This is a genomic window from Nioella ostreopsis, from assembly GCF_004000255.1.
GTDB lineage: Bacteria > Pseudomonadota > Alphaproteobacteria > Rhodobacterales > Rhodobacteraceae > Nioella > Nioella ostreopsis.
In genome coordinates, this window is sequence record NZ_RCIQ01000015.1 from 91,862 (window position 1) to 111,424 (window position 19,563).

The window sequence follows — 19,563 nt, forward strand, 5'->3', positions numbered from 1 at the left end:
AAACGGAGTCAAAAAATCACCCCCATTTTTGTGGTGATTTTCCATTTGCGGTTGACGCAAGGGGATTCGGACCCGCATACCCCTGTGAAACATGCCCGGAACGACGACCAAGGAGGTCAAAATGGCAAGCTATGACGTCATCATCATCGGCGGTGGCCCCGGCGGCTACGTTTCCGCCATCCGCTGTGCGCAACTGGGTCTCAAGACCGCCTGCGTCGAAGGCCGCGAGGCCCTTGGCGGCACCTGTCTGAACGTCGGCTGCATCCCCTCCAAGGCGCTGCTCCATGCCAGCCACATGCTGCACGAGGCCGAACACAACTTCACCAAGATGGGCCTCAAGGGCAAATCGCCCTCCGTCGACTGGCCGCAGATGCTGGCCTACAAGGATGACGTGATCGGCCAGAACACCAAGGGCATCGAGTTCCTGTTCAAGAAGAACAAGGTCGACTGGATCAAGGGGTGGGCCACCATCCCCGAGGCCGGCAAGGTCAAGGTCGGTGACGACATCCACGAGGCCAAGAACATCGTCATCGCCTCGGGGTCAGAGCCCTCCACCCTGCCCGGCGTCGAGGTCGACGAGAAGATCGTCGTCACCTCCACAGGCGCGCTGGCCCTGCCCAAGACGCCCAAGAAGATGGTTGTCATCGGCGCGGGCGTGATCGGTCTGGAACTGGGCTCGGTCTATGCGCGCCTTGGCGCCGAGGTCACGGTGATCGAATTCCTCGACCAGATCACCCCCGGCATGGATGGCAAGGTCGCCAAGACCTTCCAGCGCATCCTGAAGAAACAGGGCCTGAATTTCGTCATGGGCGCGGCCGTGCAGTCGGTGGAAACGCTCAAGACCAAGGCCAAGGTCAACTACAAGCTGCGCAAGGATGACAGCGAACATCAGGTCGATGCCGACGTGGTGCTGGTTGCCACCGGCCGCCGCCCCTATACCGAGGGTCTCGGCCTCGACAAACTGGGCGTCAAGATGACCGAGCGCGGCCAGATCGCCACCGACGCCCACTGGGCCACCAACATCCCCGGCATCTACGCCATCGGCGACGTCATTGAAGGCCCGATGCTCGCGCACAAGGCCGAGGATGAGGGCATGGCCGTGGCCGAACAGATCGCGGGCAAGCATGGCCATGTGAACTATTCCGTCATTCCCGGCGTGATCTACACTGCGCCGGAAGTGGCCGCTGTCGGTCAGACCGAGGAAGAGGTCAAGGCCTCGGGCCGCGCCTACAAGGTCGGCGAGTTCTCCTTCATGGGCAATGGCCGCGCCAAGGCCGTGTTCCAGGGCGAAGGCTTCGTCAAGATGATCGTCGACAAGGAAACCGACCGCATTCTCGGTTGCCACATCATCGGCCCGGCGGCGGGCGACCTCATCCACGAGATCTGCGTGGCGATGGAATTCGGCGCCTCGGCGCAGGACGTGGCGCTCACCTGCCACGCGCATCCCACCTTCTCCGAAGCGGTACGCGAGGCGGCACTGGCCTGCGGCGATGGCGCCATCCACGCCTGAGACCCCCCGGTTGCGCGCCCTCAAACCCTGGCGCGCAACCTATGACCCCGCGCTCGCCGTCGCGGCGGGCGACCGTGTCACCCCCGGCCAGATCGACGACGCCTATCCCGGCTGGCAATGGGTGGTGAACAGCGGCGGCCTCGGCGGCTGGATCCCCGCCGCAATCCTGGAAGGCGACCGCACCACGATCGCCTTCGATACCACTGAGCTGACCGTCGCAATGGGCGACAGGCTCAAGCCGCTGGACCATCGCCTCGGCTGGACCCTCTGCCAGACGCAGGATGGCCAAACAGGCTGGGTGCCCGATCACTGCCTTGGCACAGATTGACCACGCACCTCTTTCATCTTGGCCCAAATACCTCCGCCGGAGGCGTCCCGCACTCTCCAGGCACACAGCCGCCTGACCCGATACACCGCCCCCCGCCACAGCTCCCGTGGCAACGCGGCCCTTTGAGGCTTCCGGCGCAAGCCGGAGGGTGAGAAGGGCCGCTCGCGGGTCGACGCCGGCAGGCGGCGAAATTCGGGCTCACAGGCACAAGGCCGTCACCGGCATGTGCGAACGAAATATCTCGACACGGGCTGAACAGGCTTTACCCCCGTCCCGATTGAACTGGCCCGCCCGGTGATCCGACCTATCGGTGACATCCCTGACCCGGAAATCCCCATGCGCCTCCTCCTAGTTCTGTCCCTGCTCGCCCTTCCCACCTTGGCCGAGGCCCGCGGCCTCCCCCTTGGCCGGATCGAGGATTTGCATTTCGTCAGCGCAACCTCGCTGACCACGGCGCAGGGGGCTCCGCTGGCGCTCTGCCATCGCTCCTTGCGCTATCATCTGCTGCTGCTCGGCATCTGGCGGCAAAGCCTGGGCTACAGCCTGGCCACAGATGCCTGCGACAGCCGCCAGCACACGCCGATCGCCGATGCCGAGGCGCAGCGGCTGCGCGATCAATATGTCACCGCGCAGCACATCCCGGTTCCCGCCCGGTTCAGCGCAACCGCCCTTGCGACCGGCTTCGGCTGGTGGCCCATCATCCTGATCCTCGGCCTTGCGATCTGGCGCAAACAGCGGCGGGACCGGCCCGCGCCCTGATCCCAAGGCACCTGCCATCCCAGCCCGGGCTGATTTGCACGCCGCCCCCACAACACTCCCGTGGCAACGCGGCCCGTCGAGGCCTCCCGCGCAAGCGGGGGGTTGAGACGGGCCGCTCCCGGGTCGGTGCCGGAGGCGGCGAAACCGCCATTTCGTCTGCACGGGGGGTGTACGAGGGGTGTACAGGGGGTGCACGGGCGGCACCCCCCGTTTTCAGCCTGCGATCAGGCGTAGCCCTTGCGTCACATCAGCCCGCACCGCCAAGCGCAAACCGGGCTCATCGCCTGCCTTCAGCGCCGCGATGATCAGCTTGTGATGGCGCGGTGGATCGGTGCGTCTCAGCCGTCCATAGAGCGCCCGCATGGTCGGCCCAAGCTGCAGCCAAACGGTTTCGGCCAGCGCCAGCATCGCAGGCGCCTGCGCGCGCAGGTATAGCGTCCGGTGAAACTCCAGATTCGCCCGGATATAGGCCACCGGATCGCGATGCGCGACGGCCTCGGCAACAGTACCGTTGATCACCTCCATCCGGTCGATCAGCGCCGGATGGGCGCGCGGCAGGGCACGGGCAGACAATTCCGGCTCCAGCAGCGCCCGGATTGCGGCAAGCTCCTCGATCCGGTCATTGGACAGCTCCGGCGTGGAAACCCGGCCAGAGGAAGACAGCGACAGCGCGCCTTCGCTGACCAGCCGCCGCAGCGCCTCTCGCGCAGGGGTCATCGACACGTCGAATTCCTTGGCCAGCCCGCGCAGCGTCAACGCCTCGCCTGGCAGCATCTGCCCATGCATGATCCGTGTGCGCACCGTGCGGTAGATGCGGTCATGGGCGGCCGATGTCGGCGCTTCGGAGGGGCGTTGCGTCAGAAGCATGGTGTCACCGGATCACAAGCCCCGGCTCAGGGCAAGCGGTCAAAGCGCCATGCCAGCAGCTCCGCCCCGTTCCTGCGCAGCCAGTCCCGGTGCGGCTGGTAATCGGGGCAAAGCCGTTCGCACACGGCCCAGAAGGCGGGAGAGTGGTTCATCTCGGCCAGATGCGCGACCTCGTGCGCGGCGACATAGTCCAGCACGGCGGGTGGGGCCATGATCAGCCGCCAGCAATACATCAGATCCCCCTTGGAGGAACAGCTGCCCCACCGGCTGCGCGTGTCCCGCAGGGTGATCCGGCCAAAGTTGCGCCCCAGCCGGCCAGCATGGAAGCGCGACCGCTCCACCAGCCGGTCCCGCGCCATCTGCTTGAGCAGCGCCGCCATGCGCGGCCCCTCCTGCCCCTCCGGCAGTTCCACCCGCCCCTCGATCAGGCGCGCGGACCGGCCCGTGCCCGGCACGATCTGCCGCATCCGGCCTTCGACGGGAATCACCCCGCCGATCTCCGGCCGCGCCGGGGCCGGACTGGCGGCCAGATGCTTGCGGACCCACCCCTCTCGCGCATCCAGGAAAGCAAGTGCCTCGGCCTGCCGCGCGCCATGCGGCATCGACAGCGTCACCTGCCCGCTGGACCGCGAGACACGCAAGGTGAAACGCCGCGCGCGCCGGGATCGCTTCAGCAGCACCTCGACCGGTGGCTCGCCCCCGAGAATGTGGATTTCGTTCCCCATATGCGCGATGCAACCCGGCTTTGTACGATTGGCCCGATGAAAGGCTTTACAGCCCCCCGACATTGTGGCAGGTGACCGCAATTCCTCGATAGCGATGATTGAAGGGGGTGTCATGCCCAAAGAAGAATGGGGCGTCAAACGTGTCTGCCCAACCACCGGCAAACGCTTCTATGACCTGAACAAGACCCCGATCGTCAGCCCGTATACGGGCGAAACGGTCGTGATCGAAACAGGCAAGGCATCGCGCACGCTGGTGGCCGACAAGGCCGACAAGGCGCAAGCCAAGGATACGGATGACGCTGAAGTGCTGGACGATGACGCCGCAGCACTGCTGGACGATGACAGCGATGACATCGATCTGGACGATGACCTGCTGGAAGACGACGAGGATGACGACAGCGTCCCCCTCGACGATCTGGCGGATGTCGCTTCGGACGACGACGACAGCTAAGTCCACAACCCTCCCCGAAAGGGGCGGGGTTGCCAACAGTACGAACAATCTCTGGCATCCCTCCGGGCACTGGCCCGTGAGGGATGTCCTTGTTCAGGTTATACTGATCGCGTGACAGCCACGACCACCGTCACAACCGTCATTGCTCTGCGGGGAAGCGGATGCGCGATTCCCCGCAACAGGCGCGTTTTTTCGCTTGAACATCACCGCGCTCTTTCATAAACCCCGCCTACCGTCGAAACGAAGACGTCGAGATGGGGCCTTAGCTCAGCTGGGAGAGCGCTTGCATGGCATGCAAGAGGTCAGGGGTTCGATCCCCCTAGGCTCCACCAATTCCTCCTCCTCCCTTAGATGTACCGTGACTGCCCGAAGGCTGCGTCCTGCCGGATCTTCGGTGCATGCGGGCTTCTGTTTGGCCCGTTCTCGGCCATCCCACCCCCGAGGCAATGGATATCGGCATTGCAATCAAAGGGGAATTGTCGAAGAACGGGGCAGCACCGAAACAGATCAAGGATCGGGGTTGCGACGTGCAGGTTGACCAAACACCTCTTCCGGGACTTCTGATCCTGACCCCCCGTCGATTTGGCGATTCCCGCGGATTTTTCAGCGAGAGCTGGAACAAGCGGCAGATGGCGGACCGGGGGCTCAATTACGATTTCGTGCAGGACAACCATTCGCTCTCAGCGCAGGTCGGCACGGTGCGTGGTCTGCATTTTCAGGCACCGCCCCATGCGCAGGCGAAACTGGTGCGGTGCGGGCGCGGGCGGCTCTTTGATGTGGCGGTGGACATCCGCAAGGGCTCCCCCACTTTCGGGCAGTGGTTCGGCATCGAACTGAGCTTCGAGAACGGCAAGCAGCTGATGATCCCGGCGGGGTTCCTGCACGGGTTCGTGACGCGAGCGCCGGATACCGAGATCATCTACAAATGCACCGATTACTACGCCCCCGAAGCAGATGGCGCGGTGCGCTTCGACGATCCGGATATCGGCATCGACTGGGGTCTGGAGGGTGCAGAGGCAGTTCTGTCGGACAAGGATGCCGCTGCGCCCTTGCTGAAGGATCTGGACAATCCCTTTGTCTGGGAGGGCGTTTGACATGAAGCTTCTGGTCACCGGCGGGGCCGGGTTCATCGGGTCTGCCGTTGTGCGATTGGCGGTGGCGCGGGGCCACGAAGTTGTCAATCTCGACGCGCTGACCTATGCCGCCTGCCTCGACAATGTGGCGCAGGTGGCGGACAGCCCGCGTTATGCCTTCGAGCATGCCGATATTCGCGACCGCGCCGCGCTGGACCGGGTCTTCGCGGTCCACAAGCCCGACGCGATCATGCATCTGGCTGCGGAATCCCATGTGGACCGGTCCATCGACGGGCCCGGCGATTTCATCGAGACCAATATCACCGGCACCTTCAACATGCTGGAAGCAGCGCGGAAATACTGGGGTGCACAAGGCAAGCCCGACGGGTTTCGCTTTCACCATATTTCAACGGACGAGGTGTTCGGGTCCCTGCCCGCTGACCCTTCGGAACAGTTCACCGAAGAGACGCCCTACGACCCGCGCAGCCCCTATTCCGCCTCCAAGGCCGCGTCCGACCATCTGGTGCGCGCCTGGCATGAGACCTATGGACTGCCCGTGGTGCTGACCAATTGTTCCAACAATTACGGGCCTTATCATTTCCCCGAGAAACTGATCCCGGTCATCATCCTGAATGCTCTGGCGGGCAAACCGCTGCCGATCTACGGGGATGGGTCGAATATCCGTGACTGGCTGTATGTCGAGGACCATGCCGACGCGCTGCTGCTGGTGGTGGAGAAAGGCGCGCCAGGCCGGTCCTACAATATCGGCGGCGAGAACGAGCGCAGCAATCTGGATCTGGTGAAGACTCTCTGCGCTATTCTGGATGGCTTGCGCCCGAAAGCAGACGGGTCTTACGCCGACCAGATCACCTTCGTGACCGACCGTCCCGGACACGATGCGCGCTACGCCATTGACCCCACCCGAATCCGGGACGAACTGGGCTGGCGCCCGTCGGTGACCGTGGAGGAGGGTCTGCGCCGCACCGTCCTGTGGTATCTCGACAATGAACCCTGGTGGCGCGCCTTGCAGGGCCGCGAGGGTGTGGGCGAGCGGCTTGGGGTCAGGGCATGACGGTCCTCGTCTTCGGCAAGACCGGTCAAGTCGCGACCGAGTTGCAGCGTCAGGCAAAAGTGCGCGCATTGAACCGCACCAAGGCCGACCTGACCGATCCCGCAGCCTGCGCCGAGGCGATCCTGCGTCACCGACCCGATGCCGTCATCAACGCCGCCGCCTACACGGCCGTCGATCAGGCCGAAAGTGACGAGGGCACTGCAACGCTGGTCAACGGGGGCGCCCCCGGGGCGATGGCCGGGGCCTGTGCCGATCTGGGCATTCCCTTTATCCATCTCTCCACAGATTACGTCTTTGATGGCTCTGGCACCGCGCCATGGTCGGTCGACGCCCCCACCGGGCCGCTCGGGGCCTATGGGCGCAGCAAGTTGGCCGGTGAAGCGGCGATACAGGCGGCGGGCGGCACGTCGGTGATTCTGCGCACCTCTTGGGTGGTCTCTGCCCATGGCAGCAACTTCGTCAAGACGATGCTGCGCCTCGGGGCCGAGCGTGACCGCCTGACGATTGTCGCGGATCAGGTGGGCGGCCCCACCCCTGCACAGGACATCGCCGCGGCTTGCCTGTCCATCGCGGCGCAACTGCGCGCGCACCCGTCCAAATCCGGCACCTACCACTTTTCCGGCGCGCCGGACGTGTCCTGGGCCGATTTCGCGCGGGAGATTTTCCGTCAGGCGGGCATAACCTGCGAGGTTGTCGATATCCCCACCAGCGCGTTCCCCACCCCGGCAAAGCGGCCTTCGAATTCGCGCATGGATTGTTCCAACACGACCGAGCGTTTCGGCATTTCCCGCCCCGACTGGCGCAGCGCCCTTTCCCAGATCATCCAAGAGATTCAGGATCAGACCCCATGACCAATCGCAAAGGCATTATCCTCGCAGGCGGCTCGGGCACCCGGCTTTATCCGATCACCATCGGCGTGTCGAAACAGCTGCTGCCGATCTATGACAAGCCGATGATCTACTACCCGCTCAGCGTTCTGATGCTGGCAGGCATCCGGAACATCGCAATGATCACGACACCCGTGGATCAGGACCAGTTCAGGCGCACCCTCGGCGATGGCAGCCAGTGGGGCATCAACCTGACCTATATCGAACAGCCGTCGCCCGACGGGCTGGCACAGGCCTATATCCTCGCCGAGGCGTTTCTGGACGGCGCGCCCTCCGCCATGGTTCTGGGCGACAACATCTTCTTTGGCCATGGCCTGCCTGAGATCATGGCCGACGCCGACGCCCGGGAAACCGGCGGCACTGTCTTCGGCTATCACGTGTCCGACCCGGAACGCTATGGCGTGGTGTCCTATAACGGCGCGGGCGATGTGACAGGGATCATCGAGAAACCCGAAGTGCCGCCGTCAAAATACGCCGTGACCGGGCTTTACTTCCTCGACGGCACCGCGCCGGAACGGGCCCGGCAGGTCAAACCCTCCGCCCGCAATGAGCTCGAGATCACCACCTTGCTGGAATCCTACCTGGCCGACGGCCTGCTGAATGTAAAACGCATGGGGCGCGGCTATGCATGGCTCGATACCGGCACCCATGGCAGCCTGCTAGATGCGGGCAACTTCGTGCGAACGCTGGAAAAGCGGCAAGGTTTGCAGACCGGCTGCCTTGACGAGATCGCCTATGAGAAGGGCTGGATCACCCGAGACGCACTGGCCGAGCGCGCCGAGATGTTCAAAAAGAACAGCTACGGCACCTATCTGGCAACGCTGCTTTAAGGAAAACCTTGCACCAAGGGGCGGGGACGTTAGCGTAACGGTCCCGCCCTTTCGCGTTCAGATCACGGCCTGCTTATGAAACTGCTGTTCATCCACCAGAACTATCCCGGCCAATATCGCCAGTTGGTGGACTGGCTGGCCGCGCAGGGCGGGCATGAGATCGTGTTCCTGACCCAGAGAAAGGGCGTCACCTCTCCCCCCGGTATTCGCGTCGTTCAATACGCACCGCATCATGCCCCCGCCAAGGACGCCTACGGCCTGTCGCGTTACTGGGAACAATGCACCGGGGCGGGATATGGCGCGGCGCTGGCCTGCCAGAAGCTGCAGGGCGAAGGGTTCACGCCTGATGTGATCCTTGGTCATGTAGGATGGGGCGAGCTGACCTTTACCAAGATCGTCTGGCCCGATGTGCCGGTGCTTGGCTATTTCGAGTATTACTTCCTCGCCAAGGGCGGTTCTGTCGGGTTCGACCCGGAATTTCCATCGAACCCCGCCACGCCCTACATCATGCACGCCCGCAATGCGGTCAACTTCGCCAATCTGCAAACCGTGGATCTGGGTCAGTCGCCGACCCAGTGGCAAAAACGGACCTACCCTGACAGCTTTCAGGACAAGATATATACCTGCCATGACGGCATTCGCACGGACCGGCTGTTGCCCAACCCGAATGCCGCCGTGCGACTGGACCGGCTCGGGCGGTCTGTCACCCGAGAAGATGAGATCTTCACCTACATGGCGCGCAACATGGAACCCACGCGCGGCTTTCACACCTTCATGCGCGCCCTGCCCCATATCCTCGACGCCCGCCCAAATGCCCGCGCCCTGATCGTTGGCGGCAACGAGGTGTCCTATGGTAAGGAAAGCCAGCAGGCCGGGGGCTACCGCGCCGAGATGGAGCGTGAGGTGGGCGACCGCGTGGACTGGAGCCGGGTGCATTTCCTGGGCCGCATCCCCTATTCCGACTACCAGACGGTCATGCAGCTGTCGCGCTGCCACATCTACCTGACGGTGCCGTTCGTGCTGTCATGGTCGCTCTTGGAAACCATGTCGATGGAAACGACCATCGTCGCCTCGGACGTGCCCCCGGTGCGCGAGGCGATGCGACACGGGGAAACCGGTTTGCTGGTCGACTTCTTCCAGCCAGAGGCCCTGGCCCGGCAGGTGGTCGAGGTGCTGTCAGCGCCGGGCGACTATGCCCATCTGGGCCGTGCTGCCCGCGCCCATGTGGTCGAGCATTACGACTTCCTGACCCGCTGTCTGCCGGTGCATATCGACCGGATCAACGGGCTCGCGCCCAAGGCGCGGCCCATTGCCCTGCCGTGAGCCGACTTAGTTGGTGACCGCGTTGACCAGGCCGAAGGCGCTGCCAAAGAGGCTGAACACCGTCTGGACCGAGCTGACGGGGCTTTCCGTTGCCAGCACCAGATCCCCCGACTGAATACGGAAATTCCGTGCCGAGAAAAGACCATCGGATGTCGTCAGGTCCAGCGTGAACACAACCCGTTCCTGACGCGGGCCACGCTGGCCGGTGCGCAGGGCCGACGCCGGGTACTCACGCAGGATCAGGATGCCCTCCGGATCGGCGCGGCTGGAGGACACCCCCCCGATGATCGACATCGCATCAAGCGCGGTCACGACATCCTGCGGGAAGGCGTGCTGATCCTGAATGCCTGCCGCACCGAGCGACAGGAAATAGCGGCGGTCTTCCTCGACAATCACGCGGTCACCGCCAACAAGGCGAGTGTCCAGATGCGGTTCGGAATAGAGCCGGGCGATGGAGGTGCCATAAAGCTGGCCATGACGCATAAGGCGAATCTGCGGGTTGCGCAGGGCACCGGACACGCCGCCACCCTGAGAAATCAGGCTGAGCACGGAATAGGACTGGTCGGGCATCGGGTAGGTTCCCGGCGCGTTGACGCCCCCCACCAGATCGACAGAGCTATGCATGCCAGCCGCCATGGCAAGCTGCACCTGAGCGGAGGGCACGATGGCCTCAAGCTCGGACTGCAGGCGCGCTCGCGCCGCCTGCGGGGTCAGGCCGGAAATACGGGTATCGCCGATATAAGGCATGAAGATCGTGCCATTGGCCGCAACCCGCATCTCTTCGAGGTTCACTGCCCGCTGGCCCGGAGCGGCCAGAAGCGAGTTGTCGTTGCTGTCCCAGATCGTGATGGCAACCACATCGCCGGGATTGATGATCTGCGTGCGGGCCCCGGCACTGGCGGTGATCCAGTTCAGTTCGGGCTCGCCCACCACCGGCCACTCCGCCAAGGTCGGCAAGAAGTCCCTGGTCACCGGATACATGGCGAAATCGGCATCGGCATCATTTGCACCGGCCGTGATTTCCTGTTCGATTCCAGCGCCACGCGGCAAGGAGCAAGCCGTCAACAGCAGGCACATTGCAAAAACGCCAACTGTTCGAAGAGAAAGTTTCATGCCTGGTCCCACTGCAAATTGCCGGTTTGTATTGATACGCAACTTCTGGGCAAAATACGACCTGCATCCCGGGGGTCAACGGTTTCAGACAGGAAAGGTGATTTTATGCGCGTTTTGGTACTTGGTGCCACAGGTCGGCTCGGCCGGATGCTGCAATGGGGCTGGCGGCAGGAAACGCGATTTGTGCCCGCCTGGCATGGTCGCAGGGCCGGACCTTCCAATGATATCAATACGTTCGATATCCTGTCGCAACCAAAGGCTCTGCAAGACTCCGTCTCCGAATGCGATGTTGTCTTGTGCCTTGCGGGCGTCACCCCGGCCTCGGGCGCGGACCTGGCGCTCAATCGAAAGATCGCGCTGGCCGTCCGGGCCGCATCGGGCAACATCCCCCTGCTTGTCGCCTCCTCCGCCGCGGTCTACGGGCGGGCTGACGGGCTTTGCCGCGAGGACGACCCGGCATGTCCAATGGCCCCCTACGGCGTTGCCAAGCTGGAGATGGAGCAGGCGTTGACCCGGGCGGGGGGGCCTGTGACCAGCCTCAGAATCGGCAATGTCGCGGGCGCCGATCAGATTCTGGGCCGCCTGCCCACCAAGGACCCGTTCACGCTGGATCGCTTTTCTGACGGCCGCACCCCTTGCCGCAGTTATGTGGGCCCGGCCACGCTGGCGCGGATGCTCGCCGATCTTTGCGTGGCGGCGGGTGCGGGGCGCGCTTTGCCGGCGCTGATGAACGTCGCTTGTCCCGGTGGGGTCGAAATGGGGGCGTTGCTGGATGCAGTGCCGCATCGCTGGTCGGCACGAACCGCCCCGGACACCGCCATCCCCAAAGTTGTGCTGGACACAGACACGCTAGGACGGTTTACCGCGCTGGACGAGCGGGCCGGGCACGCCGACAGGCTGGTGGCGGAATGGCGCGCGTTCATTGATCAGTGGGAGCAGCGGCGGTGACCTTGCGCAAGCGTATCTTCGACCTCTTCTTTGCAAGCCTGCTGGTCATCATCCTTGGCCCGATCATTCTGTGGCTGATCTGGAAGATATGGCGCGAACAGGGGGGGCCGATCTTCTACGCCGCCGAACGCATGAAGACGCCCGACCAGAGCTTTCGCCTTTGGAAATTCCGCACCATGACGGTGGTCGAGGATGACAGCGGCGTATCCGGGGCGCATAAGGCAGCCCGGATCACCCCTACCGGGGCCTGGCTGCGCCGCAAGCGGCTGGACGAATTTCCGCAGCTTTGGAACATCCTGCGCGGCGACCTCAGCTTCGTCGGCCCTCGACCGCCCCTGCGCGAGTATGTCGAGCGATTCCCGGAGATCTATGGCGAGGTCCTGAAAAGCCGCCCCGGCGTGACCGGGCTGGCCACCATCACCTATCACAAGCATGAGGAACGCCTTCTGGGGCGCTGCACAACCCCGGAGGAAACAGACGACATTTATTGTCGCCTGTGCATCCCCATGAAGGCCCGGCTTGACCTGATCTATCAACGCAACCAGAGCACCTGCTACGATTTCGACCTTGTGTTTCAAACCATTGGCAATCTCTTTCGGCGCAAGCCATGACGTTTTCCACGATCTGCCGGGCTCGTGTGGACAGACCTATGACCAGCGGTTAAACAAACCGCCATTGGCCCGCCGTGCGGGCATGTAAAAAAATGTCGCTCGGACCGCCGGGGTTTTCGCGGCAAGTGCAGGGATTGACTGTGTTCAACCGACTCCGTGGATTGTTCGCCCGATACGCTGACCGGCATTTGGCGATCACAGGCAAAGGGATGGCTCTGCCCGAGGTCGATGGCGCTCGTTTGGGCTATGTCGAGAGCACGGTAATCCACGGCAACCGCATACAGTTCAACGGATGGACGACAGCAGATCAGATCGTTCTGTCCTGGCATAGCGGGCAGCTTGTTCAGCGGCCGCATTTGAACCGTGCCGATGTGGCGACGGCGCTCGGGGTCGACCCCGAGGTCGGCTTCTCGGTCGGAGCACCGCTGTCCTTGGGTCCGTTCGAGCTGACGCTTCGACAAGGGAACGCCGAATACCAATGCCGCCTCAGGGCGCCATCCGCCGGCAAGCAGGTACTGACCCGGATGTGGCTAGGCCTGCGGTTTACCTCAGTGCTGCTACGTGCCAGCCCGTCAATTCTGAAATGGCTGGCCACCAAAGACCCGCTGCACCGGGCGCGGGTCAAGGCGATCCTTGATCTTGATGCCCATCCGGTTGCAGGACCGATGCACACCAACTTGTTCGATGATGGCTATGCCCCGCCTGCTGGCCTCAGGGAAACCCCCATCACCATCGTGCTGCCGGTGTACAATGCGTTTGACCTTCTGCCGGATGTGCTGGACCGGGTCGAACGACATACCGATCTGTCATGGCAACTGGCGGTTATCGAAGACAAATCCCCCGACCCGCGCGTCCGTCCCTTCCTGCGTGACTGGGCCAGTTCCCGCAGTGACCGCGTTCACCTGATCGAGAATGACGCCAATCTCGGGTTTATCAAAAGCGTCAACAAGGGCTTGGAATATGCGCTTGAGCGGGGCGCCCATGTCGTGTTGCTGAATTCGGACGCGCTGTTGCCCGAGGCATGGGCAAGCCGCCTGATTGCCCCTCTCCTGGCTCAGCCCAATGTCGCAACGGTTACCCCGATGTCCAACGATGCCGAGATATTCTCTGTTCCGGCCATTTGCACGAAGACCGACCTGAAACCCGGAGAGGCTGATGCGATCGACGCGCTCGCCCGGCAGTTTCACCCGCAAGCGGACCTTGAGCAGGTGCCGACAGGGGTCGGCTTCTGCATGGCGATGAACATCGCCTTTTTGCGTCGCCTTCCCACGCTCGATACGGCCTTCGGACGCGGATACGGCGAGGAGGTGGACTGGTGCCGGAAAGCCCACGCCTTGGGGGGGCTGCATCTTGGGCTTGCGGGATTGTTCGTCGAGCACAAAGGCGGCGAAAGCTTCGGCTCGGTTGAAAAGCAGGCCCTTGTCCAGAAGAACAACGAACTCGTCGCCAGCCGCTATCCGACCTATGACCGGGAGGTTCAGGAATTCATTCAGGCTGATCCGATGATCACCGCGCGAATTGCCTTGGCCATGGCCTTCGTGGCGGCGCGGTCATCCGGTCCGGTTCCCGTCTACCTCGCGCATTCGCTTGGGGGCGGGGCCGAGCACTATTTGCTGAACAGAATTCACAACGAGTTGCGGCAGGGCCAATCCTCGATTGTCGTCAGGGTTGGCGGGCCTCAGCGCTTTCAGGTCGAGGTTCGGACCCCCGATGGCGAAAGCACCGGAACAACCGATGACTTCGGCTTTCTGGAGCGGCTTCTCGATGTGCTGCCGCAAAGGCGGATCATCTATTCCTGTGGGGTTGGCGATGCTGATCCGATCGAACTGCCCGCCCTTCTGCGACGGCTTGCGCGCCGTACCGGCGACAGGCAAGACGCGCTGGAAGTTCTGGTGCATGACTACTTTCCGATCTCGCCCTCCTACTGCCTGCTCGATTCCGACGGCATCTATCGTGGTCCTGTTCTGCCGGATCGCAGCGACCGGGCACATATGGCGCGGCGTCCGGATCGCACGCGAGCCACTTTGGCCGACTGGCAGAAGGAATGGGGACAGCTGATCGACGCCGCTGATCAGGTCACGGTGTTTTCCGAAAGCAGCCGCAGCCTCGTTCTTGCGACCTATCCTATGGCAGAGCCCGTGCTACGCGTCGTTCCGCATAGCTTGGCGCAGCCCGTGCCGCTTATCGAGACGGGCAACGCAGACGTAGACGTCATTGGCATCCTCGGAAATATCGGCATTCAGAAAGGGGCCGCCGTGGCACAGGATCTTGCCAGAATGGCAGAAGCGCGTGGCGACTTCCGGCTCGTGCTGATCGGGAACATCGACCCGGCATTCAGCTTGCCCCGGTCGGTTCCGGTACATGGCAACTATCATGTCACCGAGCTCGATTCCCTTGCCGCAAAATATGGAATAACCTGCTGGCTGATACCGTCGATCTGGCCCGAGACCTTTTCCTACACCACGCATGAATGCATCGCGACGGGGCTGCCAGTCTATGCGTTCAACATCGGCGCCCAAGGGGATGCTGTGCGGGATGCGGCGAATGGGCATGTGATCGAATTTTCTGCCGAAGGCAATCTGGCGCAAAACATCTTGAGACAGGCACTCGACAGGGAGTGAGCAGGGAGTGACGACAAAATGAGCATGATCTCGGTTCCGATCGAAACGCTGAAAAGAAAAGGCATTGAAGTGTTGCCTCGTGGCCCCGACGCGAATGTCAATCTGCCACGTGACAGCAGGATCGAGGCACCGTCGAGCCTCAAATGGACCCAGTACGAGCATTCCATTCACCTTGGCGCATTCTCCTACCAGGTTTCCGGATATTGTTTTGCAGCCCGCATCGGCCGCTATTGTTCCTTCGGGGAAAACGTTCAGATCGGACGGCAAAACCACCCGCTTCACTGGGTCTCGACCAGCCCCGCCTTCTATCTGGGTGACCGCCTGTATGGTCTCGGGAATGACTTTCGAGATGCCGCAGCCTATCACAGCTACAAGTTCAGCTACCAAGGACCGGCAACCAAGGCAAAGATCACGACGATTGGAAACGATGTCTGGATCGGACATGGTGCCTATATCGGGGCGGGTGTCACGATCGGCGATGGCGCCATTGTTGCCGCACACGCGGTTGTATCCAAGGATGTGCCTCCTTTCGCGGTCGTTGCCGGCAATCCCGCTACGATCAAGAAATATCGGCTGCCCATGCAGCAAGCGGCACCAATACTGCGATCACGCTGGTGGCGCTTCGCGCCGTGGCAGCTACAGCATCTCGACCCGTCCAACCCCACGGCTTTCGCGGCTGCCGTCAATCGGATGACGGATGAGCCGGAGTTTTCACCCGAGACGTTCATCGCAGAGGACTACAGGCCCTAGCACCGGGCAGGCAACGCGCCTTCCTGTCCCGACGAAACGGCAAGTCCCATAGGCATTGTGCGAGCCGGCCGAAGATGGTTCTTCTTGGTCCAATCGTCAGGGCAGCTTTCACGCGCGTCAGGAATAGAGGATGTCCCGGTGATAACGACGCAGGAACAGAAGGCCGAAGGCGCTTGTCACCAAGGCAATGGTAAAAACATAACCCGGAGACACATAGTCAGCGTCATAGTTGACGTAGAACGCGCTCCGCATCTCTCCTGCGATATGCATCAGAGGATTGTACCACAGGTAAGACCGATACGGTTCCGGTATGCTATCATACATGAAGAAGATCCCCGAAATAAGGAACATCGGCCTCATAAGAATACTCCAGACCTGCTGCCAGACACGGAACTGAGACATCAAGAAGCAGTTCAGTACGCCGATCCCAAAGCTGAGCGACCCGACCATTGCATAAGCCAGAGCAATCTTGCCCATCTCAAGAGTGGTTCTTGTCTCAAAGAGCATGATGATAAATGCAAGCATAAGGTAGTTGACTAGGAGCTGAGTCAAAAAGTTGAGTATGAACCTCGCAATGATGGCATCCATGAACGAGATCCTGGGGTAAGCTAGGAATGGCTTGGAGTAGTTCAGCGACTGCCCAATCTTTCCTGCAACATCCATGAACGCCATGAACGGCAGCAGTCCGGTCGCGTAGAACATTGCGAAATTGGTACCCAGAGGAGGTGACCGGAATCCCACCGAGAAAACTGCAACCATAATCGCAATGCCTGCCGCGGGCTGGAGCACTGCCCAGATATATCCACCTGGGTTTCGGCCGTAGCTCGTGTTCATCTCCCTTAAAATAAGGGCCCCAATGGTGCGAACCGACGTAAAACGAGGAACCCGCCGAACGGATTTCGACGGTTTGCCGGCGGCCGGCTCGATTACGGAAGACATGTGAAGCCCGTGGAATGGATGCTGGAAAAAGCTGCTGTCATTGGTTAGCAAGAAGTCACAGTAATCCCCACCTTGCAAGGTCTTCCTGTTCATGGCCAATCCCCAAATGTCTGAAAACGCAAAAGGCGAAAAGCCGGTAACGCCTTTGTCTGCTGCGTCTCCTCAGGCCGCGACAAACCCTGCGGCGAAAAAGGAGGCACCTGGCGAAAATCAGACTGGCCCCAAGCGTGCAGCAACACCAGTTGCAGCGACCGCGAGATGGAGGTTACGGCACTGGGGACTTGTGCTTTCCCTACTGATCATGGTCGTCTTGCCGACGGGAATCTCGGCCTACTACCTGTGGTTCCGCGCTGCTGACCAGTACATTTCCCGAGTAGGATTCTCGGTGCGCACCGAGGATTCCAGTTCTGCGATCGAACTGTTGGGCGGTATCACGAACCTGTCCGGGTCAAGCTCTTCCGACACGGATATCCTCTATGAATTCCTGCAAAGTCAGGAGCTCGTCGCCAGAATCGACACCGAGCTCGATCTCAGGTCGATCTGGTCGCGCGTAGACCCTGCCGACGATCCGGTTTTCGCCTACCACCCACCTGGCACCATCGAGGACCTGCTCGATCACTGGGACCGCCAGGTGCGCATCTACTATGCCAGCGGCACAGGCTTGATCGACCTTGAAGTTCTGGCCTTCACACCCCAGGACGCACGGTCGATTGCTCAGCTGATTTTCGAAGAAAGCAGCGCCATGATCAACCAACTCTCGGCAATCGCCCGAGAGGATGCAATCAGCTACGCCCGCGATGAGCTGGATCAAGCAGAGGAGCGCCTCGCGCGCGCGCGGATTGCCCTCGCTGAATGGCGCAACGAAAACCAGACTGTTGATCCCACGGCTGACACGGCTGGCCAGATGGGTCTGGTGACAAACCTGCAGGCTCAATTGGCCGAAGCGCTGATCGAACTGGATATTCTTCGGGACACAACCACGCGGGATGATGATCCAAGGATTACCCAGGCCGAGCGCCGTATCACGTTTATCGAAAACCGCATCGAAGCAGAACGCGCGGTGCTTGGCACCAGTGGGGCGGGGCGTGTGGCCTTTGCCGATCTCGTCGGAGAATACGAGCGCCTGCAGGTCGACCGCGAATTTGCCGAACAGGCCTACACCACCGCCCTGGCGGCCTTCGATGGTGCCCGGAACGAGGCTCGACGGCAGAGCCGCTATCTCGCGGCCCATGTGCGACCGACCTTGGCGGAAAGCTCCGGGTTTCCGGATCGCCCGGTAAAGCTGGTGACGATCTCCATCTTTGCCTTCCTGATCTGGACAGTTGTGATTCTCGTGGCATACAGCCTGAGAGACAGACGGTGACGAGACCGCAAAGATGATCGAGTTTCGAAACCTGCGAAAAGTGTTCGTGCTGAACGGGCGACGTAGGGTCGTGATCGACAACCTGAACATTTCCCTGCCGACCAACAGTTCGGTGGCTCTTCTTGGGCGCAATGGAGCTGGGAAGTCGACACTTCTGCAACTGATCTCGGGCGCGATGGACCCAACCTCCGGCGAGATCCGGTCCAGCGGCTCGATCTCCTGGCCGGTTGGCTTCGCAGGATCGTTTCACCCAGATCTGACGGGCTTCCAGAACACCAAGTTCATCGCCCGTGTCTACGGGGTCGATACGGAAGAACTCGCTGCCTTTGTCGAAGAGTTCGCAGAGCTTGGACAGCATTATTACCTGCCGTTCAGATCCTATTCTTCCGGCATGCGATCTCGCCTGTCTTTCGGGGTGTCCATGGGAATCCCGTTCGATACGTATTTGGTGGACGAAGTAACCTCGGTCGGCGACATGGCTTTTCGCGAGAAAAGTCAGACCTTGTTCCTGGAGCGCATGGAAACAGCCGGCGCGTTCATGGTGAGCCACAATACAGAGCAGCTACGTGCCATGTGCGACGTAGGTGTGGTTCTCGAAGGGGGGCGCGCCATCTACTACGAAGACCTTGATGAAGCCATCGACCATCACAACCGCAACATGAAGGGCGTTTGAAGGAAGGGAAGAATCCGCTGCATTTCTCCTCAACCAGAATTCGCTGGCGCCAATCCGCGTTGGTGTGCCCGGCAAGCGTACGGGAAAAGGCTCGGATCCTCGCCTTTCACGGCGGCGGTGGCGTGGATGGACGACCGGAGATGTTGATCCCCTTCTGCAAGGAACTTGCAAAGGATCACCCGGAACTCACCATTGTCGCTGCTGAATACCGAACGCTGAACCGCAACAAGGCAACAGTGACGCAGATGCTGGCGGACGCCGCTCATGCACTGAACTGGAGCCGCCGAAAGGCGCCTGCCGAGTCGAGGTTGTTCGTCATGGGCGCGTCGTTTGGTGGCCTTCTGGCGCTGGACGCGGTGTTTGCTGCGCCCGACCGGGTGAGCGGCCTGATTCTGCTTAATCCGGTCACGGACACTGCGAAGGGTGGCTTCAGCAATCGCGTGGTCCCGCCTGAGGGCCTACCGGAGATCTCTCCGATGCAGCGCTGGAAAGGCTGGCACCGGATGAACAGCCTGCGCTGCCTGACGGTTCACGGCAGTGACGACAATGTCGTCCCGATCGCCACCTCAAAGGAGTTCTGCGCCTTGTGGCCTCAGGGTCGCTGCAGCTTCGTTGGCTATCCGAATGTTGGGCATGGGTTCTTCAACCTGCCCGCACACAGTCCGTCTGTTTCCGAACAGATCCATGAGTTCATGGCATCGGAAGGTGAATCTGGCTAGG

General features: G+C 61.8%; 20 protein-coding genes and 1 tRNA gene. 17 read left to right on the forward strand and 4 right to left on the reverse strand.

Annotated elements, in window-relative coordinates; translation table 11 throughout:
- The first annotated feature begins 121 nt into the window (after nt 1–121).
- The 3 genes from lpdA (at nt 122) to EP237_RS15680 (ending at nt 2,597) form a co-directional block, all read left to right on the forward strand.
- Nucleotides 122–1,510, forward strand: coding sequence for a dihydrolipoyl dehydrogenase (gene lpdA, locus EP237_RS15670; RefSeq protein WP_127561847.1), 1,389 nt, complete (start codon nt 122–124; stop codon nt 1,508–1,510).
- Nucleotides 1,491–1,838 carry an SH3 domain-containing protein gene (locus EP237_RS15675; RefSeq protein WP_164744729.1) on the forward strand — a complete coding sequence of 116 codons (348 nt, stop codon included), beginning with the start codon at nt 1,491–1,493 and terminating at the stop codon, nt 1,836–1,838. The genes lpdA and EP237_RS15675 overlap by 20 nt, the downstream gene beginning before the upstream one ends.
- A gap of 336 nt (nt 1,839–2,174) precedes the next feature.
- The gene (locus tag EP237_RS15680) at nt 2,175–2,597 is read left to right on the forward strand and encodes a hypothetical protein (protein ID WP_127561849.1); all 423 of its coding nucleotides are present in this window, start codon (nt 2,175–2,177) and stop codon (nt 2,595–2,597) included.
- Between the two features lie 213 nt (nt 2,598–2,810).
- Here EP237_RS15680 and EP237_RS15685 read toward each other — a convergent pair whose 3' ends face one another.
- Both EP237_RS15685 and EP237_RS15690 read right to left on the reverse strand, forming a co-directional pair.
- The gene (locus EP237_RS15685; protein WP_127561850.1) at nt 2,811–3,464 is read right to left on the reverse strand and encodes a GntR family transcriptional regulator; all 654 of its coding nucleotides are present in this window, start codon (nt 3,462–3,464) and stop codon (nt 2,811–2,813) included.
- Between the two features lie 26 nt (nt 3,465–3,490).
- Nucleotides 3,491–4,189 (reverse strand): M48 family metallopeptidase, encoded by a 699-nt coding sequence (locus EP237_RS15690; protein ID WP_127561851.1) that lies wholly within the window; start codon nt 4,187–4,189, stop codon nt 3,491–3,493.
- Nucleotides 4,190–4,301: 112 nt separating this feature from the next.
- Between EP237_RS15690 and EP237_RS15695 the strand changes: the two genes are divergently transcribed.
- The 7 genes from EP237_RS15695 (at nt 4,302) to EP237_RS15725 (ending at nt 9,825) form a co-directional block, all read left to right on the forward strand.
- Nucleotides 4,302–4,640 carry a TIGR02300 family protein gene (locus tag EP237_RS15695; protein WP_127561852.1) on the forward strand — a complete coding sequence of 113 codons (339 nt, stop codon included), beginning with the start codon at nt 4,302–4,304 and terminating at the stop codon, nt 4,638–4,640.
- Between the two features lie 256 nt (nt 4,641–4,896).
- Nucleotides 4,897–4,972, forward strand: a tRNA-Ala gene (locus tag EP237_RS15700).
- A 195-nt stretch (nt 4,973–5,167) separates the two neighbouring features.
- Nucleotides 5,168–5,734, forward strand: coding sequence for a dTDP-4-dehydrorhamnose 3,5-epimerase (rfbC, locus tag EP237_RS15705; protein ID WP_240661669.1), 567 nt, complete (start codon nt 5,168–5,170; stop codon nt 5,732–5,734).
- Nucleotide 5,735: 1 nt separating this feature from the next.
- Nucleotides 5,736–6,785 carry a dTDP-glucose 4,6-dehydratase gene (rfbB, locus tag EP237_RS15710; protein ID WP_127561853.1) on the forward strand — a complete coding sequence of 350 codons (1,050 nt, stop codon included), beginning with the start codon at nt 5,736–5,738 and terminating at the stop codon, nt 6,783–6,785.
- Entirely contained in the window at nt 6,782–7,636 is an 855-nt protein-coding gene (rfbD, locus tag EP237_RS15715; protein WP_127561854.1) for a dTDP-4-dehydrorhamnose reductase, read from the forward strand. Before rfbB ends, rfbD begins: the two co-directional genes overlap by 4 nt.
- Complete coding sequence (rfbA, locus tag EP237_RS15720; RefSeq protein ID WP_127561855.1) at nt 7,633–8,502, forward strand: glucose-1-phosphate thymidylyltransferase RfbA; 870 nt, start codon at nt 7,633–7,635, stop codon at nt 8,500–8,502. Before rfbD ends, rfbA begins: the two co-directional genes overlap by 4 nt.
- A gap of 75 nt (nt 8,503–8,577) precedes the next feature.
- Nucleotides 8,578–9,825, forward strand: coding sequence for a glycosyltransferase family 4 protein (locus EP237_RS15725; RefSeq protein ID WP_127561856.1), 1,248 nt, complete (start codon nt 8,578–8,580; stop codon nt 9,823–9,825).
- 6 nt (nt 9,826–9,831) lie between these two features.
- On the opposite strand, the gene EP237_RS15730 is transcribed toward EP237_RS15725, so the two are convergent.
- Complete coding sequence (locus EP237_RS15730; protein ID WP_127561857.1) at nt 9,832–10,938, reverse strand: polysaccharide biosynthesis/export family protein; 1,107 nt, start codon at nt 10,936–10,938, stop codon at nt 9,832–9,834.
- Between the two features lie 105 nt (nt 10,939–11,043).
- Between EP237_RS15730 and EP237_RS15735 the strand changes: the two genes are divergently transcribed.
- The 4 genes from EP237_RS15735 to EP237_RS23705 all read left to right on the forward strand — a co-directional run bounded on the left by EP237_RS15735 (nt 11,044) and on the right by EP237_RS23705 (nt 15,868).
- Complete coding sequence (locus EP237_RS15735; protein ID WP_127561858.1) at nt 11,044–11,886, forward strand: NAD-dependent epimerase/dehydratase family protein; 843 nt, start codon at nt 11,044–11,046, stop codon at nt 11,884–11,886.
- Nucleotides 11,883–12,497 (forward strand): sugar transferase, encoded by a 615-nt coding sequence (locus EP237_RS15740; RefSeq protein WP_127561859.1) that lies wholly within the window; start codon nt 11,883–11,885, stop codon nt 12,495–12,497. The genes EP237_RS15735 and EP237_RS15740 overlap by 4 nt, the downstream gene beginning before the upstream one ends.
- 209 nt (nt 12,498–12,706) lie before the next feature.
- Nucleotides 12,707–15,118, forward strand: coding sequence for a glycosyltransferase (locus EP237_RS15745; protein ID WP_240661664.1), 2,412 nt, complete (start codon nt 12,707–12,709; stop codon nt 15,116–15,118).
- 18 nt (nt 15,119–15,136) lie between these two features.
- Entirely contained in the window at nt 15,137–15,868 is a 732-nt protein-coding gene (locus EP237_RS23705; protein WP_127561861.1) for a CatB-related O-acetyltransferase, read from the forward strand.
- Nucleotides 15,869–15,985: 117 nt separating this feature from the next.
- Here the strand turns inward: EP237_RS23705 and EP237_RS15755 are convergent, their stop codons facing one another.
- A complete protein-coding gene (locus EP237_RS15755; protein WP_240661665.1) occupies nt 15,986–16,900 on the reverse strand; it encodes an ABC transporter permease in 915 nt (304 codons plus the stop codon).
- On the opposite strand from EP237_RS15755, the gene EP237_RS15760 reads away from it, so the two are divergent.
- The 3 genes from EP237_RS15760 to EP237_RS15770 are packed head-to-tail and all read left to right on the forward strand — an operon-like array spanning nt 16,899 to nt 19,562.
- Nucleotides 16,899–18,170: a KpsE/RkpR family capsule polysaccharide export protein gene (locus tag EP237_RS15760; RefSeq protein WP_240661666.1), complete on the forward strand. Its 1,272-nt coding sequence runs from the start codon at nt 16,899–16,901 to the stop codon at nt 18,168–18,170. The two genes, EP237_RS15755 and EP237_RS15760, sit on opposite strands and share 2 nt — an antisense overlap.
- Before the next feature lie 13 nt (nt 18,171–18,183).
- The gene (locus EP237_RS15765) at nt 18,184–18,843 is read left to right on the forward strand and encodes an ABC transporter ATP-binding protein (protein ID WP_127561862.1); all 660 of its coding nucleotides are present in this window, start codon (nt 18,184–18,186) and stop codon (nt 18,841–18,843) included.
- Entirely contained in the window at nt 18,840–19,562 is a 723-nt protein-coding gene (locus EP237_RS15770) for an alpha/beta hydrolase (protein ID WP_164744730.1), read from the forward strand. Before EP237_RS15765 ends, EP237_RS15770 begins: the two co-directional genes overlap by 4 nt.
- Nucleotide 19,563 lies beyond the last annotated feature (1 nt).